At 52.7% G+C, this 25,273-nt stretch carries 21 protein-coding genes and 1 pseudogene; 6 read left to right on the top strand and 16 right to left on the bottom strand.

Annotation, left to right across the window (positions count from 1 at the left end):
- Positions 1-97 precede the first annotated feature (97 nt).
- On the bottom strand, positions 98-2,344 hold the full coding sequence (ptsP, locus tag UC15_RS09965; protein WP_112288299.1) for a phosphoenolpyruvate--protein phosphotransferase: 2,247 nt from the start codon (positions 2,342-2,344) through the stop codon (positions 98-100).
- Between the two features lie 11 nt (positions 2,345-2,355).
- On the bottom strand, positions 2,356-2,883 hold the full coding sequence (gene rppH / locus UC15_RS09960; RefSeq protein WP_013574162.1) for an RNA pyrophosphohydrolase: 528 nt from the start codon (positions 2,881-2,883) through the stop codon (positions 2,356-2,358).
- A gap of 695 nt (positions 2,884-3,578) precedes the next feature.
- Between rppH and mutH the strand changes: the two genes are divergently transcribed.
- From mutH to UC15_RS09945, 3 genes are all read left to right on the top strand, one after another.
- On the top strand, positions 3,579-4,265 hold the full coding sequence (gene mutH / locus UC15_RS09955) for a DNA mismatch repair endonuclease MutH (protein WP_112288298.1): 687 nt from the start codon (positions 3,579-3,581) through the stop codon (positions 4,263-4,265).
- A 105-nt stretch (positions 4,266-4,370) separates the two neighbouring features.
- On the top strand, positions 4,371-4,589 hold the full coding sequence (locus tag UC15_RS09950) for a YgdI/YgdR family lipoprotein (RefSeq protein WP_162940790.1): 219 nt from the start codon (positions 4,371-4,373) through the stop codon (positions 4,587-4,589).
- Positions 4,590-4,766: 177 nt separating this feature from the next.
- Positions 4,767-5,807, top strand: a complete 1,041-nt coding sequence (locus UC15_RS09945; RefSeq protein WP_112288296.1) for an NADP(H)-dependent aldo-keto reductase — start codon at positions 4,767-4,769, stop codon at positions 5,805-5,807.
- A 76-nt stretch (positions 5,808-5,883) separates the two neighbouring features.
- Here UC15_RS09945 and lplT read toward each other — a convergent pair whose 3' ends face one another.
- The 9 genes and pseudogenes from lplT to UC15_RS09900 form a co-directional block, all read right to left on the bottom strand.
- Entirely contained in the window at positions 5,884-7,092 is a 1,209-nt protein-coding gene (lplT, locus tag UC15_RS09940; protein ID WP_112288295.1) for a lysophospholipid transporter LplT, read from the bottom strand.
- Positions 7,089-9,253: pseudogene (gene aas / locus UC15_RS09935) on the bottom strand (bifunctional acyl-ACP--phospholipid O-acyltransferase/long-chain-fatty-acid--ACP ligase). The gene lplT and the pseudogene aas overlap by 4 nt, the downstream one beginning before the upstream one ends.
- A 356-nt stretch (positions 9,254-9,609) precedes the next feature.
- On the bottom strand, positions 9,610-11,868 hold the full coding sequence (locus tag UC15_RS09930) for a molybdopterin guanine dinucleotide-containing S/N-oxide reductase (protein WP_112288294.1): 2,259 nt from the start codon (positions 11,866-11,868) through the stop codon (positions 9,610-9,612).
- A gap of 136 nt (positions 11,869-12,004) precedes the next feature.
- Complete coding sequence (locus UC15_RS09925) at positions 12,005-13,243, bottom strand: MFS transporter (protein WP_112288293.1); 1,239 nt, start codon at positions 13,241-13,243, stop codon at positions 12,005-12,007.
- A 59-nt stretch (positions 13,244-13,302) separates the two neighbouring features.
- A complete protein-coding gene (locus UC15_RS09920; RefSeq protein ID WP_112288292.1) occupies positions 13,303-14,559 on the bottom strand; it encodes an acetyl-CoA carboxylase biotin carboxylase subunit family protein in 1,257 nt (418 codons plus the stop codon).
- A 47-nt stretch (positions 14,560-14,606) separates the two neighbouring features.
- Positions 14,607-15,338 carry an SDR family NAD(P)-dependent oxidoreductase gene (locus UC15_RS09915; RefSeq protein WP_112288291.1) on the bottom strand — a complete coding sequence of 244 codons (732 nt, stop codon included), beginning with the start codon at positions 15,336-15,338 and terminating at the stop codon, positions 14,607-14,609.
- Positions 15,335-16,066: a 3(1)-hydroxy-L-isoleucine 4-dioxygenase HilB gene (gene hilB, locus UC15_RS09910; protein WP_112288290.1), complete on the bottom strand. Its 732-nt coding sequence runs from the start codon at positions 16,064-16,066 to the stop codon at positions 15,335-15,337. Before hilB ends, UC15_RS09915 begins: the two co-directional genes overlap by 4 nt.
- 62 nt (positions 16,067-16,128) lie before the next feature.
- Complete coding sequence (gene hilA, locus UC15_RS09905) at positions 16,129-17,022, bottom strand: L-isoleucine 3(1)-dioxygenase (protein ID WP_112288289.1); 894 nt, start codon at positions 17,020-17,022, stop codon at positions 16,129-16,131.
- A gap of 76 nt (positions 17,023-17,098) precedes the next feature.
- Complete coding sequence (locus UC15_RS09900) at positions 17,099-18,070, bottom strand: transporter substrate-binding domain-containing protein (protein ID WP_112288288.1); 972 nt, start codon at positions 18,068-18,070, stop codon at positions 17,099-17,101.
- A gap of 119 nt (positions 18,071-18,189) precedes the next feature.
- Between UC15_RS09900 and UC15_RS09895 the strand changes: the two genes are divergently transcribed.
- Together UC15_RS09895 and galR are read left to right on the top strand one after the other, a co-directional pair.
- Complete coding sequence (locus UC15_RS09895) at positions 18,190-19,110, top strand: LysR family transcriptional regulator (protein ID WP_112288287.1); 921 nt, start codon at positions 18,190-18,192, stop codon at positions 19,108-19,110.
- Positions 19,111-19,333: 223 nt separating this feature from the next.
- Complete coding sequence (gene galR, locus UC15_RS09890; RefSeq protein ID WP_112288286.1) at positions 19,334-20,341, top strand: HTH-type transcriptional regulator GalR; 1,008 nt, start codon at positions 19,334-19,336, stop codon at positions 20,339-20,341.
- Here galR and UC15_RS09885 read toward each other — a convergent pair.
- Genes UC15_RS09885 through UC15_RS09865 form a run of 5 tightly spaced genes read right to left on the bottom strand, consistent with a single transcriptional unit; the run spans position 20,311 to position 24,741 of the window.
- Positions 20,311-20,787 carry a GNAT family N-acetyltransferase gene (locus tag UC15_RS09885; protein WP_112288285.1) on the bottom strand — a complete coding sequence of 159 codons (477 nt, stop codon included), beginning with the start codon at positions 20,785-20,787 and terminating at the stop codon, positions 20,311-20,313. The genes galR and UC15_RS09885 overlap by 31 nt on opposite strands.
- A 5-nt stretch (positions 20,788-20,792) precedes the next feature.
- Positions 20,793-21,566 carry an FCD domain-containing protein gene (locus tag UC15_RS09880; RefSeq protein ID WP_095923259.1) on the bottom strand — a complete coding sequence of 258 codons (774 nt, stop codon included), beginning with the start codon at positions 21,564-21,566 and terminating at the stop codon, positions 20,793-20,795.
- A gap of 37 nt (positions 21,567-21,603) precedes the next feature.
- A complete protein-coding gene (locus tag UC15_RS09875) occupies positions 21,604-21,921 on the bottom strand; it encodes a PTS sugar transporter subunit IIB (protein ID WP_112288284.1) in 318 nt (105 codons plus the stop codon).
- Positions 21,922-21,936: 15 nt separating this feature from the next.
- Positions 21,937-23,373: a glycoside hydrolase family 1 protein gene (locus UC15_RS09870; RefSeq protein WP_112288283.1), complete on the bottom strand. Its 1,437-nt coding sequence runs from the start codon at positions 23,371-23,373 to the stop codon at positions 21,937-21,939.
- A gap of 24 nt (positions 23,374-23,397) precedes the next feature.
- Positions 23,398-24,741, bottom strand: coding sequence for a PTS sugar transporter subunit IIC (locus UC15_RS09865; RefSeq protein WP_112288282.1), 1,344 nt, complete (start codon positions 24,739-24,741; stop codon positions 23,398-23,400).
- A gap of 278 nt (positions 24,742-25,019) precedes the next feature.
- On the opposite strand from UC15_RS09865, the gene UC15_RS09860 reads away from it, so the two are divergent.
- The coding region (locus UC15_RS09860; RefSeq protein WP_112288281.1) for a PTS lactose/cellobiose transporter subunit IIA at positions 25,020-25,273 on the top strand (254 nt) is incomplete at its 3' end.

The raw sequence follows: 25,273 nt of genomic DNA, 5'->3' as shown, positions 1-25,273 counted from the left end.
CTAAGCCGCTGGAAAAGTTCTGTAAAAAATCATCTCATCCCGCGCCAGAGTGCGATCAGGATGAGAATACTGCAGCGCAAAACCTGGCGTCCGGCGCTTATTTACCGCCGCGGATAAGGCCGCCCAGTCCGCGTCTTTCCATAAATGCGGCGGTCATTTGACGCACGTCCGTGGTGAAATGCGCCTGTAACACCCGTCCGGCCAGCTCTTCTGCATCGGCTAAATCAATGCGTCGCAGCAGGTATTTTACACGGGCGACGCTGCGTCCGTTCATGCTGAGGTTACGGAACCCCATGCCGGTAAGCAGCAACGCGCCCATCGGGTCACCCGCCATTTCGCCACACAAGCTGACGTCCAGTCCGGCGACTTCTGCACTAGTGATAATCTGCCTGAGCACGCGCAGCATCGCCGGATGCAGACTGTCATAGAGCCCGGCCACGCGGGTGTTGTTGCGATCCACCGCCAGCAGATACTGCGTTAAATCGTTGGTACCGACGGAGATAAACTCAACCCTTCCGACCAGCGCTGGCAGCATAAAGACCATGGAAGGGACTTCGATCATCACGCCAAGACGTGTCCGCGGAAGCTCGTAACCGAGTTGTTCCTCAACTTCACGTCCGGCACGATCGATTAAACGACGCGCCTCGTCAATCTCTTCAAGACTGGTCACCATGGGCAGAAGAATGCCGAGATTACCGGTCGCCGCATTAGCACGCAACATCGCGCGTACCTGAATGAGGAAAATTTCAGGCTGATCGAGAGTAATACGGATACCACGCCAGCCCAGACAAGGGTTCTCCTCGCTGATCGGCATATACGGTAGTTGTTTATCAGAACCGATATCCAGCGTGCGCAGGGTGACCGGTTTTTGCGGAAACAGCTGCAACATGCCCTGATACTGCGCGACCTGTTCTTCTTCAGAAGGGAAGCCGCTTTGCAGCATGAACGGTATTTCCGTGCGATACAGCCCGACACCATCGACGCGGCTGCCGAACAGCTTTTCGTGATCGGCACTCAGACCGGCATTGAGCATCACTTTCACCCGTTCGCCACTTTTCAGCGCGGCGGGTTGCTCAACGTCGTCTTCAGCTTTCTGACTCAGCTCCATTTCTTCGCTGATCAGACGCTTATATTCCGTGACCAGCACGGGTTCGGGGTCAATCAGTAACTCGCCACGATAGCCATCAACAATCAGTTGTCGCTGGCTCAGCAGTGCAGGCTGAATATCAGCGCCCATAATGGTCGGCACGCCCATTGCGCGCACCAGAATCGCCGCATGGGAGTTGGCGGCGCCGTCGCGAACCACGACACCGGCCAGCCGGTCTTGCGGCACTTCAGCCAGCAAAGTAGCTGTCAGCTCATCAGCAACCAGAATAAACCGCTCAGGCCACTGGGTATTGCCCTGGATCGTGTCATCGAGATGGAAAACCAGTCGCTGGCCCAGCGCACGTAAATCGCTGCCGCGCTCACGCAGGTAAGTATCCTGCAAACTGGCAAACTGAGCGGCAAACTCCTCAACCACCTTTTTGACCGCCCACTCCGCCACAGCGCCCTGATCAATCTGCGCGAACAACTCGCGCTTGAGGCGTGCATCGTTAAGCAGGTGGGAATAGAGATCGAAAATCGCGGCGCTTTCTTTCTGCGCACTGGCAGTAAAACGCTTACTGAAACGACGGAATTCAGCACCAGCATCTTCCAGTGCGCGGGTCAGACGTTCGCGTTCACGCACCGTATCAAGCGTGGACGCCATATAAACATGCTCGAGCGAGGGCTGCGAGCTGTCCTGCCAGCCGATACCGATAGCCACACCCGGCGATGCCGCAAGCGCGCGGACACGGGTCTGACGAAAGCGTCCGTAAAGCACATTAAGCTGTGCCTGAGAAAGGATCGCGGCCAGCTGCGTCGCCAGCGTGACCAAAAATGACTCTTCACTTTCATCGAACTGGCGGTGTTCGCGTTGCTGGATAACCAGCACGCCAAGCAACTGACGACGGTGAATGATCGGTACGCCTAAAAAGGATCGGAACAGATCTTCTTTTACGGCAGGAATATATTTGAAGCTGGGATGGCTCTGCGCATCAGCAAGGTTAATAGGCTCGGCAAGACGCCCTACCAGACCGACAATCCCCTGATCAAACGCCAGAGTAATAGTCCGCCCGCGAGGTTTTTTCAAACCTCGCGTCGCCATCAGGTAATAACAACGGCGGTCATTGTCAGCGAGATAGACGGAACACACTTCTGTGTCCATCGCCAGGCAGGTTTCATTGACCAGTACATCCAGCGCATCATTGAGGCTGGACGCCATTGCTACCTTTTCAACAATTTCTCGCAAACGCGTGAGCATCTCTTCGTGACTTAGCCTCTTTTACGACGATAAGCGGGCGATGTCCTGGGAAGGGAGACTTCCTGCATCGGCATAATCGTGGTGGAAAACTCTTTCATCACACGACGGTAAACATCGCGTTTAAAAGAAACCACCTGACGAACCGGATACCAGAAACTCACCCAACGCCAGCCATCAAATTCAGGCGTACTGCTGCGCTGCATATTGATATCAGCATCGTTACACATCAGTTGCAGCAAGAACCATTTTTGCTTTTGGCCGATACAAACCGGCTTTGTGTCCCAACGCACCAAACGTTTTGGTAATTTATAACGTAACCAGTTACGGGTTGAAGCCAGAATACGTACATCTTTACGGCCAAGCCCCACTTCCTCAAACAGCTCGCGGTACATGGCCTGCTCAGCGGTTTCACCGGGGTTTATGCCCCCCTGCGGAAACTGCCAGGAGTGCTGACCGTATCGTCTGGCCCACAATACCTGACCCTGCTTGTCACAGATTACGATACCAACATTCGGGCGGTAGCCATCATCATCGATCACCGGACTACCTCAATAGCTTAAAATCATAGATGTTCTGATTGTTTCATACTACCAACAGGCGGTAAACCACTGGTTAATGCCGATGAGCATGAATAAAAATGGGATAACTCTCCGTTAACCTCGAAGTTATAAACAGATTTTGGAAATCACCCGCGTTTTTATTCACTTTTTCTGTGGATAGATATGTGAAGAACTTAAGAGTAAGCGGGGTAAAACTCTGCTGAACTTATTTTTGCCAGCAAAATGGATTTCCATAAAATCCATATAAAACATAATATTAATTACAACAACTGAAGTTATCCCACGGTCAAAAATGAGAGTTATCTCACACTGCACAGTGACCTGGTGAAAGATCCACCAATGTCGTTTTTATCCACAGCGATCGTTTAAAAGTTGACGTCATCAGGGCAAAAATTGCATAAAACCCCTTCCGTCAAGCCTGTAAATCGAACCAGTGATCGGTAAAAGGCAGGGTTATCCAAGAAATCTGTGGATAAGTAGGTGGAAGATCCTGTTCATTGTCGCCTTCAACAGGTGATCAACCTAATCAAATGTGAATAAAAGAGACCAGAAAGCGGAAAAAAACCTAAGGTAAATCATGCTATTATTTCATTACTCCACAGGGATAACTTTTTATTCATTGTGCCTGCACAAAGCAGTACAAAAATTAATCATTTAATTGAGCGTTGTTTTTTATGTCTATTCCTTTACCCGCGACCTCACCGCCCCGTCACGAACAGGAACTGCTGCAACGCGCGCAGTCGCTGGCGGGTCACACGTTGGGCGAACTGGCGGCCCATGCGGGACTCCCTATTCCGGAAAACCTTAAACGGGAGAAAGGCTGGGTCGGCATGTTGCTGGAAGTTTATCTTGGTGCGATAGCCGGCAGTAAACCTGAGCAGGATTTTGCTGACATTGGCATTGAGCTGAAAACCATTCCGGTGGATTCCCGTGGCAAGCCGCTGGAAACTACCTTTGTGTGTGTCGCACCTTTAACCGGCAACAGCGGTGTGACGTGGGAAAGCAGCCATGTGCGCCACAAACTGGCGCGGGTGCTGTGGATACCGGTCGAAGGCGAACGTCAGATCCCGCTGTCAGACCGTCATATTGGTGCGCCTTTGCTGTGGCAGCCTTCTCCAGAAGAAGATGAACAACTGCGTCAGGACTGGGAAGAACTGATGGATTTGATTGTGCTGGGCAAAGTAGAAAGCATCACTGCCCGTCATGGCGAGTTTTTACAAATCAGGCCAAAGGCCGCGAACAGTAAGGCGCTTACCGAAGCCATCGGCGAATTCGGGCAACCGATCCTGACGTTGCCTCGCGGTTTCTATCTTAAGAAGCGTTTTACCTCGGCGCTGCTGGCCCGGCATTTTTTGCTTTGATCGCCGCATTTAGAAAATTTTAATCACCTTTTCTGCCACTTTTAAAACGTTTTGCTACGCTAGAATCTGACTCTCTTGTTGTACATAAAAGGAATGATAATAATGATGAAAAAAACATTGATGATGGCCGGTGCCGCAATGCTGGTTTTTACCCTGGCAGGTTGCGCCAGCGATTACGTCATCTCGACCAAAGACGGCAGCATGATCCTGACCGATGGCAAACCAAAGCTGGATAAATCCACCGGTCTGCTGAGCTACACCGATGAACAAGGCAATGAACGCCAGATCAACAATGATAACGTCAGTCAGGTCATGAAGCGTTAAGTTAAGTATCAGTCCTGTCCGATAAGAGCCGGTTTTTACCGGCTCTTTTGCTCATTCCCCGCCCTGCTCAGATGACCGGCACTCTCTGCCACTTCCCCCTGATGATTCCCTTGTATATAGTCAGTTGAGGCGCTTTTTCATTAGCCTGACATTCTCAGATATAAAGGAAGACCGGCAATGCAATATCACCGTATACCCCACAGTTCTTTAGAAGTGAGCTTACTGGGACTTGGCACCATGACTTTTGGTGAACAAAACAGCGAAGCCGACGCCCATCAGCAGCTCGATTACGCCGTTTCAGCAGGCATCAATCTGATTGATACCGCCGAAATGTATCCCGTTCCTCCGCGTCCAGAGACGCAGGGACTGACAGAAAGTTATATTGGCAGCTGGCTCAAAGCCCGCGGCAACCGTGAGAAGATTGTTCTGGCGAGCAAAGTCTCGGGACCTTCCCGTGGTAGTGACAACGCTATCCGCCCGGCTCAGATGCTGGATCGCAAAAATATCCGCGCCGCGCTGGATGCCAGCCTCAAGCGTCTGAATACAGATTATCTGGATTTGTACCAGCTGCACTGGCCGCAGCGTCAGACCAACTTCTTTGGCAAACTGAGTTATCAGTACACCGAAGAACAGTCTCCGGTGACCTTGCTGGAAACGCTGGAAGCGCTGAATGAACAGGTACGTGCCGGAAAAATCCGCTACATCGGTGTTTCTAACGAAACCCCGTGGGGCGTGATGCGTTATCTGCAACTGGCGGAGAAACACGATCTGCCACGCATCGTGTCGATTCAAAACCCGTACAGCCTGCTGAACCGCAGCTTTGAAATCGGTTTGTCAGAAATCAGCCAGCACGAAGGCGTTGAACTGCTGGCGTATTCCAGCCTGGCGTTCGGCACCTTAAGCGGCAAATACCTGAACGGTGCGAAACCGGCGGGTGCGCGTAATACGCTGTTCAGCCGCTTCACCCGTTATTCTTCACCGCAGGCAGAAGCGGCGATTGCCGAATATGTGGCTCTGGCGAAGAAACGCAATCTGGATCCTTCACAAATGGCGCTGGCCTTTGTGCGTCAGCAGCCGTTCGTGGCCAGCACGCTGCTCGGCGCGACGACCATGGAACAGCTGAAGATCAACATCGACAGTCAGAACCTGACACTTGACGAAGAAATCCTCGCTGACCTGGAAAATATCCACAAACGCTTCACTATTCCTGCGCCGTAATTCCTGCATAGTTAATGCGGATCGCAGGCAACAAAAAAGGGCGCTCAGCGCCCTTTCCTTTTGTGCTAAAACCACATTACGCCAGACGGCGTTTCTGCATGTTTTTCCAGATCCACAGCCCGGCAATCGCCAGCGCGAATACCACACCAAATCCGATACCAATCGCCACGACCGGCGCACCCGCCATGACCACCAGCGAATAGAGACCCAGCATTAAAAGCATGGCGGTGTTTTCACCCAGATTCTGTACGGCAATCGCATTACCGGCACCGACAGAAATTTTACCGCGATGCTGCAACAGGGCGTTCAGCGGCACCACGAAGAAACCGCCCAAAATCCCCACAACAACCAGAACGATGTAAGAACTCAGCATGCTGGTTTGCAGCGCAAATACCACGACAGCGATACCAATGGCGACACCGGCGGGCAGACAACGCTTCACAGTGTCCAGGCGGATTAATTTCGCCGCGGCTCCCGCACCAAACACAATCCCGATCGCCACCATCGCGTTCAGCAGCGTCGGCGTTTTGTTATCGGTGATACCCAGCGCCACCGGCACCCAAAGAACCAGCAGGAAACGCAGCGTCACGCCCGCACCCCAGAACAAGCTGGTGCCGACCAGCGAGAAGCGCGTTTCGCCATCCTGCCACAAGGTTTTACAGGCAGAGAAAAACGTCCGGCTCATTTTTGCCGGATTCCACGACTGCCCCGGACGCGCCGGATCCAGCTTTGGAATAAACCAGTTTGCCGCCACTGCCGCGCCGTACGCCAGCACGCAGATCCCGAGCGCCGCCAGAATGCTCCAGTCAGCCAGTGCGCCACCGGCAACAGAACCCAGCAGGATCGCGGCAATGGTGGACGCTTCCATCAGACCGTTGGCTTTCACTAACTGCTCACCGCTGGCGATTTCCCCGAGAATGCCGTATTTCGCCGGTGAATACGCCGCAGCGCCAATACCAACCAGCGTATAGCCGAGGAACGGATTCATACCGGCGCAAATCACCGCTGCGCCCGCCAGTTTCAGCAGGTTAGCCACCATCATCACGCGGCCCTTCGAGAAGCTGTCCGCGAACTGCCCGACAAACGGTGCGAGGATAATGTACGTTGCGACAAACGCCATTTGTAAAACGGGCTGGCTCCAGTCGGGATAAAGCTGCTGTTTGATCAGCGCCAGCGCGGCAAACAACAGTGCGTTGTCACCGAAAGCGGACAGGAACTGCGCCACAATCACCGCACTCATACTTTTTGACATCAGCGGCGATGCCGCCTTGACTGGCTGGATCATGCCTCAGTCTCCGGGTTTTCTGCCATCTGGCGCAGGGTGACAAAATCGGGTTTACCGCTGCCGAGCAACGGTAACGCTTTAACGACACGAATATCACGCGGTACCGCCAGTTCCGGCAGCCCGAGTTCACGGGCAGCTTTGCTCATCGCATCACGACGCAATTCAGTATCGGTGGTAAATAGCACCAATGCCTCGCCTTTACTGGCGTCACTGCGCGACGTCGCCGCATGCTGTTTATCCGGTGAAGCCTTGATCGCCAGTTGCTCGACGCTTTCCAGCGACACCATTTCTCCCGCCAGTTTGGCAAAACGCTTCACGCGACCACGGATGGCGCAGAAACCTTTTTCATCCAGCGTGACGATATCCCCGGTGTCATACCAGCCAGCCTGCATTTCACCTGCGGCATTCTCAGCCTGCGGAGTTTCCAGCACGCCCGGATTTTCCACGCGCAGATAGCCTTTCATGATGTTCGGGCCACGCAGTTGCAGACGACCGCCCTCTTCAATCCCCGGCACGGTAATCAGGCGCGATTCCATCCCCGGCAGAATTTTGCGACGGTATTCACTTTGGTCGCCATCGGTACGTTGATGGCCACCACCGGCGCACATTCGGTCACGCCGTAGCCTTCGAGAATGCGGATACCGAATTTGTTCTGCCAGATTTCCTTGGTGCTTTCAGCCAGTTTCTCAGCGCCAGCCACCACATAACGCAAACGGGCAAAATCATACGGATGGGCAAAGCGGGCGTAATTGCCCAGGAAGGTGGAAGTCCCAAACAGCACGGTACAGTTCTGGTCATACACCAGTTCCGGCACGATGCGGTAATGCAGCGGGCTTGGGTATAAAAATACGCGTGCGCCGGTGATCAGCGGCGTCAGTAATCCGACGGTCAGGCCAAAGGCGTGGAACAGCGGCAGTGACGACATAAAGCGGTCACGCGGCGTAAAGTCTGCAACAGTCCGGATTTGCTCAACGTTCGCCAGCAGGCTGGCATGGGAATGCACCACACCTTTCGGGTTGCCTTCCGAACCGGAAGTAAACAGCACCAGCGCTGCATCATCAGGCTTTTGCGGCAGCATCGCACGACGCGGGAAAATCAAATGGAACAGGATCCACAGCTTATCCTGCGTGGTCACCGTGTCTTTCAGATCTTCCAGATAGACCCAGTTCGCTTCTGGGACATTCTCCGGCAGATGCGTCAGTTTGCCTTTCTCAAGGAACTGGCGGGAGGTAATGATGGTTTTGATCTGCGCGGCTTTCATCGCGCTTTGCAGCCCTTTCGCCCCGGCGGTGTAGTTGAGCAGCGCCGGAATACGGTTGCGCATCGATGCGCCAAACAGCGCCGCCGCCATGATGGTGGCGTTCGGCAACAGCATGCCGACGTGTTCACCTTCACGGGTGAAACGTTGCAGGATACGGCTCACACCGAGGCATTTTTTCAGCAGGCCCTGATAGGAATCTTCTTTGAACGCGATATCGGCGATGCAAGGTTTGCGGCGGCCATAACGGGTTTGCGCGGATAACAACGCCTGATACAGCGTTTCCGGCTCGCGGGTATCCATACGCGCCTGCATCATGATTTTATGCAGTTGCTCACCGGCCAGCACACGGCGGTCACGGGAACGTGGCGCATCCGGCATCGGGATGGTGGTCGGCGGCAAAAGATTGATAGTGACTTTCGGGAACCAGCGGATTTTAAAGCTGCCGAACAAACGGCCAAAGGGTGTGTATTCCGGCCCGTCGATACGCACCGGGATCACCGTCGCCTGTGACTTCGCCGCCACAAAGGCCGCGCCGTCATAAATCTTCATCAGTGAACCGGTCACCGTGATACGGCCTTCCGGGAAGACAATCACCGGTCGTCCTTTTTCCACTTCGCGGATCAGATGCTTGATCGCCATCGGTTTGGTCGGATCCAGCGGCATGAAGTCCACATACGGTTTCAGCCAGCGCATAAACCAACTGTCCGTGATGTTGGAATACACTGCAAATACCGGTTTGATCGGCAGGAAAAGCACCAGCAGCATGCCGTCAATAAACGAGACATGATTCGGCGTGAGAATTAATCGCGGGTAATTAAAGTCGTTTTTCACCGGGGTCACAGTGACCCGGAACATCAGACGGAAAAGCCACCTGAATGCGGCGAAAAGAAAGTTATACATGTTTGCCATCTCCTTATGTGTCATCCCTGATCTTGAAAGAAAAAGGTTGGGGAAACAGCATACTATAAGCCGTTGTAAAAGACGCCAGTCAGAGAGAGTTTAGGAGGTTGCTTAGCGACGTGCCGAAATTGAGGCAAAAAAAAACCTACGCATCCGCGTAGGTTGGTGCAAATTTAATCGGTATCAACATGCAGAGCACGTTGATGATTCACCAATCAATACCTCTGGGACGTTCAATTTAGCTGTTTTGTACGAACCACAGCCAGCAGGCAATCGAAACATAATTCCGCAAAGTGTAACGAGTGGTGAAAATGAGTCCGATTTCTCTTAAATCGGGCTAACCATCGAAAACTACTTTAAATAATTTCAACTTCAACCAGGCAACTCATGGCATTTGGCCCCTGCGTCAGACGCGATGTGCCGATATCCAGCGTCAGCACATTCGGGTTGCCCGCCTGCTCGGTTTCCTGCCATTTGCCACCAAAGCCCGGATCAAACCAGGCGCCGGTGGACATCAGCACTACGCCACGCGTGATCCCGTCGTTAAGCGAAACACCCGCCAGACAGCTGCCGCGCGCATTATGCACTTTCACCCGGTCGCCATTTTTCAGCTGTCGGCTGCCCGCATCTTCCGGATGCATAAACAGCGTTTCCTTCCCGGCGGTTTTGTTCGACTGCGCCAGCGGCGACTGATCGAGCTGACTGTGCAGGCGATCTTTCGGCTGAATGGAAATCAGGTGCAAAGGCCATTCTTTGGCGCTTTCAGCACCCAGCCATTCGACCGGCGGCTGCCATTCGGGATGCGGCGCGAAATCTTTATAGCCGTAACCGGCGATGGTTTCAGAGAACAATTCGATTTTGCCGCTGTGCGTGCCGAGCGGATTAGCGCGCGGACTTTTGCGGAATTCCTCGAAGAACACGTAATCTTTTTCCGGCATCGGCAGTTCAACAAAACCGCGCTCCCAGAACGTTTCGAAGTCTGGCCATTCCACGCCGGTGCCTTTCTGAGCTTCACCGCACTGACGGTAAATATGGCGCAGCCACTGATCTTCATTGCGCCCTTGCGTGAACTGCTCGCGATAACCGAGACGATCCGCAATATCCGCGAAAATATCAAAATCGTTACGCGCCTGATGTTGAGGCGCTATCGCCTGATGCATCGCAAGCACGAAGCGGTCACGCGATGAGCCGCCGATATCGTTACGTTCCAGCGAGGTCGTCGCGGGCAGCACGATATCCGCCATCTGCGCCGCTGGCGTCCAGACGTTATCCTGCACAATCACGGTGTCCGGCTTCTGCCAGCCCTCAACCAGCCGGTTAAGCTGCTGATGATGATGGAACGGATTGCCGCCCGCCCAATGGACCAGGTGAATATCCGGATAAGTCAGCGTCTCGCCCTGGAATTCATACGGCTGACCGGGATTGAGCAGCATGTCGCTGATGCGCGCCACCGGAATCGACAGTCCTGACGGATTCGGTCCGGCGCTGACCGCCGGGCCCGGTGTGTCATAACGCGGATTGCCGACGCTGTTCATCGAGCCATGACCAAACGAGAAGCCGCCGCCCGGCAAACCGACCTGCCCGAGCATGGCGGAAATGGCGATCATCATCCAGTAAGGCTGCTCGCCGCGATGGGCGCGCTGCACCGAATAAGAACAGGTAATAAAGCTGCGCACGCCGATCAGATCGTCTGCCAGACGCGCAATACGCTCTGCCGGAACGCCGGTAATATGGGCCGCCCAGTCAGGCGTTTTGGGGATGCCGTCGGTTTCGCCGCGCAGATAGGCGGCAAGTTGCGGATAACCGACGCAATGGGTGGCAAGAAACGCGTCGTCCTGTGCTTCCTGGCGCTGAATCTCATACGCTACCGCCATCATCAGCGCCGCGTCCGTGTTCGGGCGGATCGGGATCCACTCCGCATTCACAAACTCCGGGCAGTCGTCACGCATCGGGCTGATATTTATGACACGCGTGCCTTTCTTCGCCAGCTGCTCCAGCGCCGGTTTCAGGGTATGTTCCACTGCACCGCCGGAAGCGACCTGCGCGTTTTTCAGCGCCAGACCACCGAACGCCACCAGAATATCAGCATGTTCGACCACGCTCGGCCACGACGTCACACGTCCGGTCAGCGGGGTAAACGTGCCGATAACATAAGGCAGAAAGAACTGCGCCGAGCCCCAGCTATAGTTGCCCTGCTGATCCACACCACCGCCGCCGGTGAAATAAAAACGACGCACCAGAGAACGGGCATGATGCAGGCGACCGGCCGATGACCAGCCGTAAGAACCGTTAAAAATGCCGGAAGCGCCGTAACGGTCACGCACGCGTTTGTTCTCTTCTGCCACCAGATCCAGCGCCAGATCCCAGTCCACTTCGACAAAATCTTCACGTCCGCGTAGCGAGCGATCGCTGTTCTCACGGTTTTTCAGCCACGACCGGCGCACGGCAGGTTTACGGATACGTTTGTCGGAATAGACCAGCGGCGCAATGGAATCGAGCAGAGGGGAAGGATCGGCATCCGCTTTATAAGGTTCGCAGCGGATTAACCGGCCATCTTCCACCACGGCGGTATACGCGCCCCAGTGGGCCAGTTGCGGATAGCGTTTAATAGACATTATTTCTGTTTTTCTCAGCGCAGATAAATGACTTTAAAAATACCATTCACTGCGCTGATAACTCAAAGCACAAATGTGGATAAACAGAAAAGGTGACCTGTTCCCCCTTCGTCCTCATTTACTCAGACATGCTCATTCAGGCCTGTGGCTGGGCGATGACCGGCGGTAACCAGCTGTTATAGCCAAAAGCACGACGGCCAATGACGATCAACATCAATCCTAATATCAGCGCAAAAACCAGAATGATGGCGATGATTTGCAACGGCATAAAGCTGCCTGCCAGCGCTGTCACCGCCAGGCCGCTGACGGGTACCGAACACATATTCATCAGGCCAATAAGCCCCATGGTTTTTCCCAGATGTTTCTGCGGAATAATCTGGCTGCGTAAGGTGCGCAGGTAGACGCTGAATGCACCGTCAAACGCCATCAGTAATGCGTAACCTGCCAGATACATCGCATAATCGAGCGAAAGCGACATCAGGGCACCTGACAATATCATGCCGCAAAATGACAGGGTTCCCAGCGTGGAAAGCCCAAAGCGTTTGGCAATGCGCGGCACAAAGAAAAACGTAATGATGGTGACCAGCGCCGCCGACGTCTGTAACACACCAAAGTAACTCTCAGGCAGATGAAACTCTTTAAGGATCACCGCCGCACTCACCACCAGCGCCGCGCCGTAGACCAGATTGACGACCCAGGTCAGCGCACACAGATGCAGCAGGATTTTATTCTGCTTAAGTACCTGAATCGCCGTAATATTGGATTGCACAATGGAACGCAGACTCATCTTCTCTGCCACTTCCAGGTCATGCGTTTCGAGGAACAGATAGTTGATGGCAGAGACAGCAAACAGCACGGCGGCACAGGCTAAAATCGCCCCGACGCCACCATAAACAGAAATTGCCACGGCCAGCGCCGGGCCGAGAACCTGCGTGGTCTGGTCGACACCCTGCAACATTGAATGCGCTTTCGGCAGAGTCTCTGCGGGGATATGGCGCGGTAACAGCGCCTCAGTGGCGACAAAGTTCAGGACATAGGCCACCGACAGCAGCGCCATCATGACCGCCAGCACCGGGAATGTGGCGCCGGGATGAAAGGTCAGTGTCAGGAAAGCGATCACCATTAACACGCAGCGTCCGGCTTCCACGTTAAAGAAGATAAAACGGGGCCTGATACGGTCAGCCAGAAAACCTGAAAGCGGGAAAAACAGAATGCGCGGCAGCCATTCAATCACGAATGCCAGCGACGAAAAGGTGAGAGAACCGGTGGCTTTTAAAATCGCCAGCGGCACGGCAAACAGCAGAAACTGATCGCACAGTGACCCGGCAAAGCGGGAAAAGACGAAACGTTTTAATCCAAAACGATCACTGTTCATATCATTGCTTTCCTTAAAGGAGTTCGGGAGCCACCACAAATGAGGTGGCTCGGGTGATATCAGATCTGACGGAGGGTAAACAACGAGCGGGCGTATTGATCGGCAATCGTTAAGTGCTCATCAAAACCCTGTTCTGCGGCACGCTGTGGCCAGAAATACTCCACGGAACCTTCACGGGTTTTCCATGACACCAGCTTTTTCGACAGATCCAGCGGCTTAGCAGTCACCTGCATATTCACCACATGATCCGGCAGGCTGGCGGGCAAGGTGATTTTCTCAATCACGCCCACGTCGGCTTTAATAAAAGCAACGGCGCTCAGGCCGCGAGGTTCGAGCGTATCCGGCAGCGGGTTAAGTTTGTTCAGATGACTGAGTACGTGCAGTTCATACGGGTTGATACCGTAGGTTCTTTCCACCAAATCCATAATGGTGTCGCCGCCGGTGCGTGCGCCCACTTCGATAATTTTGATTTCACCGGCAGGCGTAATACGGGCTTCAAAGTGCGCCACCCCGTAACGGATCCCCAGTGCATGACAGGCCCGTTCAGCAATGTCACGCAGTTGCTGATTGTCACTGTGCAGCGACGGCATGCTGTGGCCGACTTCAACAAAATTCGGCTCTTCACCCAGGTATTTGTCGGTAACTGCCATGGCCCGGTGATAGTCGCCCTGATTGATCACCTCAACGCTGACTTCCTGCCACGCCGGAATATATTCCTCGACCTGGAACAAGTCTTCCGGCGCAAAGGATTCACCATTGAGTGAAATCACATCGGTAACGCAACGGGCAAACACTTCTTCGATTTCCTGTTCGTGAGTGATTTTCAACACGCCCAGGCTACCCGCCAGTTCACGCGGTTTGATCACCACCGGCAGACCGAACTCTGCGATCAGGTTTTTCAGTTCGTTGAGCGTACGGAACGCCGCGAAGCGAGGCACCGGCAGGCCAGCGGCTTGCAGGATTTGCTTCATCACAAATTTGTCACGGCAGTTGGTGATCGTCTGGCAATCATTTCCGTGAAGCTGGTAATGCTCAGTCAGAAGGCTGGCGGCGCGCACGGTGAAATCGTTCATCGGGATAACCGCTGCAGGGGTTTCACCGGTTTCCTGTTGATAAGCCTGTACAGCACTCAGTACAGCCTCTGCATCGGCCACATCCCCCGGAATAAAGCCGTCGAAAAATTTGATGGTCGGCGTGGTACGGTTTTTTGCCATCGTCAGTACCCGCATTCCGCCTGAGGCACGTAAAGCCCCGGCCAGCACACGCTCACGTAAAGCAAACTCACCGCCAAGGATCAAAATATAGGTGTTGTTCATAATAAAACTCCTGCAAGTCAGTAGTGGCCGTTATGCCGGCCATCGGATTAAAGGTCTTTACCAATCGTCCAGCCGCCATCAATAACCAGCGTGGAACCGGTCACAAATCGCGCATCGGAAGAGGTGAGATACATGGCCGCTTTTGCCACATCCTGCGTTTCGCCGAGCACAGGCAGGAACTGACCGCGCTGGATCTTCTCCATCTGTGCCGGGTTGTCGTAGTAAGGTTCGGTCAGCGGTGTGCGGATTACACCGGGCGCAATGGCATTCACCCGGATTTGATGTTTGCCGTATTCCAGCGCCAGCTGTTTTGTCAGGCCGATCACGGCGTGCTTTGATGAAACATAAGCGGTGCGATCCGGCTCGCCCATCAGACCGGAGACCGAGGCGATATTGACGGCATTGCCCGGCAGGTTATGGCGAACCAGTTGCTGACAGAATGCACGTCCGGCAACAAAACTGGCGGTCACGTTGACGGCAAAAACACGTTCCCACAGCGACAGTGATAATTCATCGATACGGCAGATTTCACGCGTACCGGCGCAGTTAATTAAGACATTGTTATCGCTGGCGTATTTTGCCGCTTCAAATACGCCATTCAGACGCACTGAATCGGTGATATCCAGCTGGTGGTGAAAATATTCAGGTTCATTGGCGAAAACGGACGGGGAACAGTCGATGCCCTCCACCGCATAACCCGCAGCCAGATAGGCCGCCACCATCGACTGACCGATACCGCTGGAGGCGCCCGTGATAAATGCTTTATGTTTCAGGCTCATGCTGCTTCCTTCATCGTGCGCTGGAACGTCACCAGAATGATGTCACGCAGTGCCGTCTCTCCCGGCTGGCGGCAGCCGATGGGTGTCACCGCATGGTATTTGTCGTGATTGACCACCAGCGTGTCGAATAACGCCTCCAGACGCAGTACCCGCTCAATATTTTTAGGGTTCGGGGCAATCAGATTGTCGCCACCCAGCATGTTGTCGGAGGCATGGATCAGGTGAACAAACACCACATCCTCATCATCTTTATGCAGCCAGACGGGCGAGCTGTACGCCGGCGCATCGCACTGCGCCTCATAGCGGAATAAATGAATGCCGACGGACAGCTCTTCCAGCGGCCCGATACGCTCATAGGCTTCAACAAAAGCGATGTCGTCCTGCAAAATCGCCTGCATCAGGCGGTTTGCAGTAATATTCTCGGGCAGCAAAGGATAATGGCGAACAATACCGCCGGTATCCGGATTGTATTTTTTGGTTTGCTTATATTCCGTAAAATGGCCAAAACCGAGTTCCCCCTGCTCATTACGCCGGCATTGCGCATAACCGCGCCAGCGATTGCCCGCAGAATAAGGATCCAGCGTCAGTTGTTCATACGCCATTTTTAATTGTTCAAGTTCAGAAAGAAAAATATCTTTATTATCGTAATTTACATCAGACAATGTCTGATAATAACTGCCGGGAATAAATGCGTACCCTCCGGCGGCAAGATGATTAACATATTCCATATAAGACTCGTTATTAATTCAGGACAAAGAGGGAAAGTATCACCAGGATTAATTCACTCCGGTTATGTCCAATACACCACTTTGCTGTTATTGAGTCTGCCAATAAAGCGCCCGGCCGTAAGACGACTTCCCTGACTGACGCTGCTGACACCGTGCAGATGACAGGCGTTCATGAAATAAATATCCCCGGCATTCAGTCGCACTGACAGTGATTCCACTCCCTGCAACAGGTGCGGGGGATACGGATAACCGGTGTCCGTCACGCCAAAGCGGGCGCGGCAAGGCTCATCCGGATCGAGGTTCCACATCTTCAATTCGCCTCCGCCCTGCGCCGCTTCCAGGCACACATTAAACGCGGTAACCGTCATTGCATCGGCAATTTCAAAATCATCCTGTTGCGCAAACTTAAGCTGGGCGCGGTCTTCATGAGGCATCAGCGACATAACACCGTTATCCAGCCAGCGACGGAACGTGGCAAAACAGGCGTAAGAATTCTTATAACGCGCCGGACCAAAATGGATGCCTTCATCCAGGAATAAATCTTCCAGCGTGCGGTTGAGGAACAGGGACTCGGTGGCATAGCTGTCTGCGACGGACATCAGTTCTGCAACACTGCCGTTGACCCGGTTAACTTCCGCCATATATTGCTCGCCGTTACGGGAAAACTGTGTGGCGCCAATCTGATTGGTCAGAACAAAACCGTCATCGGCGCGGTTTCCGCCACCGTTGCGATCCACCATCTGATTAAACTTTTCTGCTACATCCTGGCAGATTTCTTTATTCGCAAAATTACGGATAATATACAGAACATTCCCCTGATGATGACCATGCAGAATAATGTTCTTGATAACACTAAAATCGACATTATCAGGCTCAGTTTCTAAATAACTGAAGCCCTTTTTTACTGAACCGGACAATACCATCTCTTGCTGTTTTTCAGCCAATAATTCACTCATGATGTTCCTGCCAAAGAATATTAAAATAATAATCGCACAAAAATTTTGTTATTAATTAATCTGGGTAAGTAAGATGTCAGATAAATAAAGGCGAATACAGCATCCCCCCCTGAGACCATAAATTATTATCCCGACGTTCCTGATTAAGCTCTGAGTATTTACCTAAATTACGCTGGAATATTTCACCGTAATTTCCGACCTGATGAATGATCGCGCGGATAAAATCCGGACGCAGCCCCAGGTTCTTACAATGCTGTTCTGACGGATAAAGGAAAGTACGCAGGTATCCCGTCGCCTCCTGACTCATTTCCAGAATGTTTTTGCTGGTGATCTGTAAGTTTTCCGCTTCTATCAGCGTACGCATGATCCAGGTCACCGCTTTCAGCCACTGCGTATCATGAGAGGACACTGCCGGTGACATGGCTTCCAGCGAGATGCGGTCCTGCAAGATAATGTGCGCTTCTTTATCTTTCAGCTGAGCACGTTCGCCGGCCAGCAGATAGGAATCGAGACAGTAAATATTGCATTCGCCCAGCTGATAAGCCTGACGAGCCTGCGTCGGCGAATCAAACAGTCGGATCTCGCAAGAGAGATTTAAATTTCCAAAATAACGCTTCAGGTTTTCTTCGGTGGTTGATCCCCGCATGGCTGCTATCCGGCGCTCGCGGGTATACTTTGCCTGTTCAACGGGTTCGAGCAAATTACTCGCCGGCGTCATCAGCACTTCACCATCAAACAGCATCGGATGAACAAAACTGACTTCTGACTCAGATTCACGCTGGAAGGTGATGCTGGAATTAAATGACCCCAGGTCAATCACTCCGTCACGCAGCGCCCGAAACCGGTCGCCGGACTGCAACGGCATATAATGAATTTTTCCGACATCACCTAACACCGCCACCGCGACCGCCCGGGCTAGATCAATGTCGAACCCTTCCCAGCAATTGAGTAATGCATTGCGAAACGACAATCCTTTAAAACCCAGACTAACGCCAACATTCAGCACATCGTGCTGGCGTATCCGTTCAATAACCGTTTGGTTCAACATAGCTAACCTATTAATTAAATTGACTATTGTGACTATTTCTCACCGGAGATTGCCTCTGTTGAACATCATACGGCTTGATGATAATTTGGATAGATATTCCAGAAACAAAAGAGCTATGCGTGAAAAGCACAAATGAGTTAGCCGAACTCCTTCCCAGTTTGTCCATTTTTATTCAGGTGGTTGAAAAAGGTAGTTTTTCTTCAGCAGGACGGGAAGCTTCGCTGGCTCCCTCATCGGTGAGCCGGATGATTGACCGGCTGGAGAAACGCCTCAATGTGGTGTTATTTACCCGCTCGACCCGCTCTGTCGCCATCACCGAGATCGGACTGGAAATTTATCAGCAGGCACTGACGGTACTGTCCGCCACGCAGACACTTTTCTCCCGGGCGGATAGCTTCAGCGATACCCCTCAGGGTATTTTGCGTATCACCGCGCCAAACACACTGGGTAAAATCCTGCTCACCCCTTTTCTGCCCGCCTTTTTACGCCGCTATCCTGAAATAAACGTCGAGCTGTCGCTGACCGATCGCGTCACTAATTTGACGCAGGACGCCTACGATCTGGCACTTCGCGTCACCGAAAGTCCGCCGGAAAATATGGTAGCCCGTGCCCTGATGCCTATCGATTACGTACTGGTTTGTGCTGCGGATTACGACGAAGTGCTGCCCGATTTCCCGGCTGCGCTCACCAAACACAACATTTTTTTCCCCGATGAACGGCAATTTCGCGGTGCCTGGCGTTTTTGGCACAATGATATAATGGAGACTGTGACGCTGGTTCCACGGCTGATGATCAATAACAGTGACGCCATGATTGATGCCATCCTGCAAGGTGTCGGCATTGCGCTGATCCCCACTTTCATCGCCAACAAATATATCGCGAATGGTAAATTGCATCGCGTGTTGCCGGAATGGCGAGTGGAGAACCCTCTGCCGCGCAACACCTACGCAATCACCCTGCCCAATAAACTGCTGCCGCTTAAAACCAGAGTATTTATTGATGATTTTATGCAGTGGATTAAGGAGGAAGGCAGGGTTTAGCCAGAATGAAACGGGACTGACGTGTACGCCGGAAATCGTTTCCCTGCAAAATTTCTGTCCCTGCCCCGCCTCCTCCTTCGCAGAGGAGGCCAAAACCTTTCGGTATTTTTCCCGTTACATTCCGCTTACATCCCAAAGTTGCGATCAGCATCCTTGCAGCCAGCGGTCTTTTCCGCAAAACTGGTCAGTGTAAACGATTACCCTCACGGAAAACGGAAGTGTTATGGCGACGATTAAGGATGTAGCAAAACTGGCAGGCGTATCGGTTGCGACCGTTTCACGCGTGATAAATCATTCCCCGAAAGCCAGCGACAGCTCGCGGGAAGCCGTACAGAACGCCATGCAACATCTGCAATATCACCCGAATGCCAACGCCCGCGCCCTGGCTCAGCAGGCGACCGAAACGCTGGGGCTGATCGTGGCCGATGTTTCCGATCCGTTTTTCGGTGCGATGGTCAAAGCCGTCGAACAGGTCGCCTATGCCACCGGCAATTTTCTGCTGATTGGTAACGGTTACCATAATGTGGAAAAAGAGCGTCAGGCCATTGAGCAGCTGATCCGCCACCGCTGTGCGGCGTTAGTGGTTCACGCCAAAATGCTGCCTGAAGATGAACTGACCAGCCTGATGCAGCAAATCCCCGGTATGGTGCTGATTAACCGCACATTGCCGGGCTTCGAACAACGCTGTATCGCCCTCGATGACCGTTACGGGTCCTGGCTGGCGACCCGCCATCTGATCCAGGCCGGACATCAGCGCATCGCGATTTTATGTTCCAACCACGGTATTTCCGATGCCAGCGACCGTTTGCAGGGGTATATCGACGCGCTGACAGAACACAACATTCCGGTCGATGACAAGCTGATCGCTTACGCGGAACCGGATGAAATTGGTGGCGAAAAAGCCATGGCGGATTTACTTGGACTGGGCAAAGGATTCACGGCGGTGACCTGCTATAACGACCCGATGGCCGCCGGTGCATTATCGGTATTAAGCGATAACAGCATTGATGTGCCGGGCGAGATTTCGCTGATTGGCTTTGATGACGTACTGATTTCGCGCTACCTGCGCCCGCGCCTGACCACAGTTCGTTATCCGGTGGTGGCGATGGCGAATCAGGCTGCGCAACTGGCGTTAGCCCTGGCAAACGGTCAGCCGCTGCCGGAAACGACCCACATGTTCAGCCCGACGCTGGTGCGCCGTCACTCGGTAAGCAGCCCGTCGAATACGTAAAGCGACTGGTGATAGACCCGCACCGGTTTGTCCGGATAATCCAGCGCGTCGCCGATATATTTCCAGCCAAAACGTTCGTAATAGCCGGTAAATTCGGCGTAGAGATACAACTCATGAAAGCCGCTGCGGCGGCTCTGCTCCAGCACAAATTCCTGTAACTGCTGCCCCAGCCCGCACGAACGATACGCTTCATCCACGTATAACGCGGCCAGCCACGGCGTCAGATCCTGACGGCTGATCAAATCGCAGCGCCACAATCCCACCGTTCCCGCTAATGTCTCTCCGTCGAGCGCAATAAAGGTTTGCGGCAAATCTGCGCCGGTCAGACAGCTTTTCACCACGCTGGCAAAAAACGCCCGGCTGTTTTCGCTGCCAAACGCCTGCCACAGCCAGTCTGTTACCGTATCGGCAAATTCCGGGCTTTCCGTGAGATTAATGATTTTCATCGCGCTCAGACCAGCTTGCCCTGGAAAATCGGCACTGACTCAAACAGATAACCGTCAAACTCCGGTGCATCGACATCCGACAGTTCCATCAGCGTATTTTTGACGTTTTCCATGTGCTGCCACATCGCCTGATACGAGCCCATCACGTCGCGGCGGCGCAGTGCGGCCAAAATATTCTGATGATCAGCCAGCCATTTCAGGCGGTAACCGCGGGTAGCGATATGGCTGTGTAACTGTTTCCACAGCGGGCTGGAATCGCGGTGCATCCAGATATTTTTCACCGAATCGAGCAACATCTGGTTTTGCGTCGCACCGGCAATCAGCAGGTGGAACAACCGGTCGTTGTCGCCGCTTTCATCATTGGCGACGATGGCGATTTGTTCCTGCTCCAGCGTGCGGCGCAGGTTTTCGATATCCGCTTTGGTGGCCATTTTGGCGGCAAACGCGGCAATATTGCTTTCGAGCAACTGCCGCGCTTGCAGGATTTCAAAGGGGCCAATCTGCCCCTGATACATCAGTTCGTCTTCGCCTTCTTCCTGAGAAGGAATGCGGATCACGTACACGCCGGAACCCTGACGGATATCCACCGTGCCTTCCAGTTCCAGCATCAGTAAGGCTTCGCGCACGATCGTCCGGCTGACACCGTAGGTTTCCGCCATATTGCGTTCGGGCGGCAGGCGGGATCCTACGGCGAAATGCCCTTGCTTGATTTGCTCACGCAGGTCGTGCCCGATTTCCTGATACTGCTTTCTGTCCTGCGAAACCACACCTTTTTCCACACAATCACCCTGATGCAAAAACAATAAAGACCGGATGTTACTGTATCAGAGATAGCGCCTGATCCAGCACTTTTGCACCGTTTAACGTGCCGTAAGCCACCATGTCGATCACTGCAATCGGGATACCGTGCTCATCAGTCAGCTTTTTATTCTCCGCCAGCTTAAAGCGCACCTGCGGTCCGAGCAGGACGGCGACAATATCACGGCCATAAGCGTCCAGTTCATCGCGCAGGTTATTTTCCGGGATGGCGTAAATCTTAAATTCCAGACCGCGCGCGGCGGCTTCTTTTTCCATTTTGGTGACCACCAGTGACGTGGACATCCCTGCCGAACAGGCTAAAACGAGTCGTTTCATAGTGTTTTCCTTAGGTTATTTTTCCTGGTCATCGAGCGTTAATGACAACACACCACTTTCACTGAGCGATTTAAACCAGTGAGATGATTTCTTCTGACGGCGATCACGGTTGTTATCAAGATCAATTTCAATAAGACCGTAACGGTTTTTAAACGCGTTCATTGGCGAGACATTATCGGTAAACGCCCAGAGCATATATCCCTGACAATTCGCACCGTCTTCCCGCGCTTTTAATGTCCAGTAAAGATGCTCGGCAACAAATTCAATACGATAGTCGTCCTGAATTTCCCCGCTTTTTGCATCGCGGAACTGACCTTCATTTTCGATACCCATACCGTTTTCAGCAACAAACCACGAAATATTTCCGTATTCCGTTTTAATGCGCATCGCCATGTCATAAACAATTTTTGGATAGATTTCCCACCCGCGCGATTTATTCATCCGCCGACCGGGCAATTCGAAATGTTCGTAGTAATACGCCGGATGGAACGGCGTGTCTTTATTCCACTCGCGGGACGGGGCTTTTACGCGGTGCGGGTAATAAAGATTAATACCCACTTCATCCACGGTGTTATTACGGATAACCGCCAGTTCTGCTTCTGAATAATCGAAATGTACGTCGTGCTTTTCGAGTAATTCCAGCAACTCCTGCGGATATTCCCCTTTAATCATCGGATCCAGAAATACGCGGTTGTAGAATAAATCGTATAAATGCGCCGCCTTTTGGTCATGCGCCGCCGATGAGCGGGCGTACGTCACTTCCGGATTTAAAATCACCCCGACGGTGCCTGCGACGTTATATTTTTTGCGATGGAACAGCTCGACCACTTTGGCGGTTGCCAGCACTTTGTGATGATTCCACTGCATCCATTTGGCGGTGTTTTGTTCGAACGGCCAGCGGATCGCATCCAGATACACGCGGGTCTGCACCACCACCGGTTCGTTGAAGGTAAACCAGCGGCTGACTTTTCCGGCATAGCGTTCAAAGACTTTTTCCGCGTAGAGCACAAACAGTTCGACGACTTTTTTTGAGCTCCAGCCATCGTATTTTTCAATCAGAAACGCCGGTAACTCGTAGTGCTCCAGACACAGCATTGGTTCGATGCCGTTGCGTTTCATCTCATCCAGATAGTCGTCAATGTAGGCGGCGTATTCTTCATCAACGGTGCCCCGTTCGTAGTCGGTGAAAAAGCGCGACCAGTTAACCGACGTGCGGTAATGCGTCAGTCCGCTGGCTTTCATCAGCGCCACATCTTCTTTGTAGCGGTTGATGAAATCGGTGGCTTTCGCCGGGCCGTAGCCGTTGTGCCAGACATGGCGGTTGTTTTTGTACCAGAGATCCAGATACGAATCCTGCCCGTCTTTTTTGCCGCTCCAGCCTTCGGTCTGCCACGCAGATGCCGCAGCACCGAGAATAAATCCGTCAGGAATGGCGATTGAAACCTTACTCATAACGTCCCTCTTTTTCCGAATAGTTTACGCCGTAGCGGCCTGTTTCTGGCTCTGTTGCAGGGCTTCCAGCTGCGCCTGTTCGGCACGGCGTGCAGCCACTTTCACAAACGGCAGATAAATCAGCACCGCCACCACGATACAGCCAATCTGCGTGACCACCGCGCCCATCGACCCCGCAGTAGAAAGCCAGGCGTTGATAATCGGCGGCGTGGTCCATGGCACCATGACGACGGCACGTCCGGCGAAACCAAGGCTCGTCGCAAAATAGCCGATGGTGCCGGTGATCAGCGGCGTAATAATGAACGGGATCGCCAGAATCGGATTGAGCATGATCGGCATACCGAAAATTACCGGTTCATTGATGTTGAAGAAGCCTGGCCCGAGAGAAAGCTTGGCGATTTCGCGCATCTCTTTACGCCTTGTGGCGAGCATCACCGCCAGCAGCAAACCGATGGTGCAGCCGGAACCGCCGATGCTCATATACACATCCCAGAACGGCATGGTGATAATGTTTGGCACTTCATGGCCCTGCTCAAACGCCGTCATGTTGACCATGATCGCGCCAAGCAGCAGCGGTTCGCGGATCGGTTTAATCATCTGGTTGCCGTGAATACCGATCACCCAGAACAGCTGCGCGACAAACATCAGCAGCAGGATGCCCGGCAGGCTTTGCATCACCGATTCCAGCGGACGCTGAATCACCTGATACACCGCGTCGTACAAATACATGCCGGTGACGCGATGGAAAACAAAGCCAAACGTCGCGACGATAACCACAGTAATAATGGCGGGAATTAACGCCGAGAAAGATGCCGATAAATTTGGCGGCACGCTCTCCGGCATTTTTATACGCAGGCCGTTTATCCGCTCGAGACGGGAATAAATTTCAACCGAAAGAATGGCAATAAACATGCCGAGGAACAGGCTTTTAGTATCGGAGAACTGTTTGGCCAGTACATCTTTGACTTCCTGCATCTGGCCATTGACCATCATATCGACGGTGGTCGGCGTCACGGCAATAAAACAAATTACCGCCAGCAGGCCGGGAAATAACGAACGTGAGCCGTTAATTTTGCCGAGTTCAATACCAATTAAAAATACGGCACCGATGGTCAGAAAACTCAGCGTGGCGTAGTTAATACTGCTCATGATCGGCTTAAGCGTTGCCAGCCAGGAGAACATTTCAAAATGGGCTAATCCGTTTTTCGGATCCATCACCATATTAGAAATTAAAACTGAGAATGCCCCCACAATAATAACGGGCATTAACGTGATAAAAGACGCCTTAATAGCCATGATATATCTGAGGCTATTAAAGGTATTGGCGAATCCCCCGAGAGAATCGATAAAACGGTCTTTCAGTGACATGACAGCACCTCATTTTCTTTTTTCTATACTTCACAGGTGTTGGTTTCGTCTTCACCTTTTTATATTGAATGAGGATTAAAGGTGTCGTCCGAAGCTGAGTCAGAATCCGGTTCTGTTAATTATCCTGTCGGCCACTTTCCGGCGAACTTTCCGTAATGTGGCATGCCAAAAAATAGCGGAATACGAATTAATTTCTGTGACAGCGTTCTCACATGTGAATATTGGAATTCCAATATGATGAATTCACACTTTTCTGGTATACCAATTTGGAGTTTTCGATGGAATTCGATCTGGAACAAACGGTGATGGAGTTATTGATCAACGCCGGAGAAGCACGTTCAAACGCGATGATGGCGATTCAGCACGCACGTAAAAAAGAGTGGGAACAGGCTGATGCGATGCTGAAAGCCTCGGACGACGCGGCGCGGGTCGCACACAAAGTCCAGACGCAACTGATTGGTCTGGATGAAGGCGTGGGCAAAATCCCGGTGAATCTGATCATGGTGCACTCGCAGGATCATCTGATGACCGC

Source organism: Rahnella sp. AN3-3W3, assembly GCF_003263545.1.
In the GTDB taxonomy this organism is placed as follows: domain Bacteria; phylum Pseudomonadota; class Gammaproteobacteria; order Enterobacterales; family Enterobacteriaceae; genus Rahnella; species Rahnella variigena.
Note: the sequence above shows the minus strand (reverse complement) of the source record. Positions and strands in the feature narration are given on the sequence as shown.

Excerpts from the sequence above, each read along its gene's own strand:
- mutH (WP_112288298.1), top strand. The coding sequence starts at position 3,579 with ATGTCTATTCCTTTACCCGCGACCTCACCGCCCCGTCACGAACAGGAA.
- UC15_RS09920 (WP_112288292.1), bottom strand. The coding sequence starts at position 14,559 with ATGAACAACACCTATATTTTGATCCTTGGCGGTGAGTTTGCTTTACGT.
- UC15_RS09915 (WP_112288291.1), bottom strand. The coding sequence starts at position 15,338 with ATGAGCCTGAAACATAAAGCATTTATCACGGGCGCCTCCAGCGGTATC.
- UC15_RS09945 (WP_112288296.1), top strand. The coding sequence starts at position 4,767 with ATGCAATATCACCGTATACCCCACAGTTCTTTAGAAGTGAGCTTACTG.
- UC15_RS09870 (WP_112288283.1), bottom strand. The coding sequence starts at position 23,373 with ATGAGTAAGGTTTCAATCGCCATTCCTGACGGATTTATTCTCGGTGCT.
- UC15_RS09925 (WP_112288293.1), bottom strand. The coding sequence starts at position 13,243 with ATGAACAGTGATCGTTTTGGATTAAAACGTTTCGTCTTTTCCCGCTTT.
- UC15_RS09885 (WP_112288285.1), bottom strand. The coding sequence starts at position 20,787 with ATGAAAATCATTAATCTCACGGAAAGCCCGGAATTTGCCGATACGGTA.
- hilA (WP_112288289.1), bottom strand. The coding sequence starts at position 17,022 with ATGAGTGAATTATTGGCTGAAAAACAGCAAGAGATGGTATTGTCCGGT.
- UC15_RS09930 (WP_112288294.1), bottom strand. The coding sequence starts at position 11,868 with ATGTCTATTAAACGCTATCCGCAACTGGCCCACTGGGGCGCGTATACC.
- UC15_RS09865 (WP_112288282.1), bottom strand. The coding sequence starts at position 24,741 with ATGTCACTGAAAGACCGTTTTATCGATTCTCTCGGGGGATTCGCCAAT.
- hilB (WP_112288290.1), bottom strand. The coding sequence starts at position 16,066 with ATGGAATATGTTAATCATCTTGCCGCCGGAGGGTACGCATTTATTCCC.
- galR (WP_112288286.1), top strand. The coding sequence starts at position 19,334 with ATGGCGACGATTAAGGATGTAGCAAAACTGGCAGGCGTATCGGTTGCG.
- lplT (WP_112288295.1), bottom strand. The coding sequence starts at position 7,092 with ATGATCCAGCCAGTCAAGGCGGCATCGCCGCTGATGTCAAAAAGTATG.
- UC15_RS09950 (WP_162940790.1), top strand. The coding sequence starts at position 4,371 with ATGAAAAAAACATTGATGATGGCCGGTGCCGCAATGCTGGTTTTTACC.
- UC15_RS09900 (WP_112288288.1), bottom strand. The coding sequence starts at position 18,070 with ATGTTGAACCAAACGGTTATTGAACGGATACGCCAGCACGATGTGCTG.
- ptsP (WP_112288299.1), bottom strand. The coding sequence starts at position 2,344 with ATGCTCACGCGTTTGCGAGAAATTGTTGAAAAGGTAGCAATGGCGTCC.
- UC15_RS09875 (WP_112288284.1), bottom strand. The coding sequence starts at position 21,921 with ATGAAACGACTCGTTTTAGCCTGTTCGGCAGGGATGTCCACGTCACTG.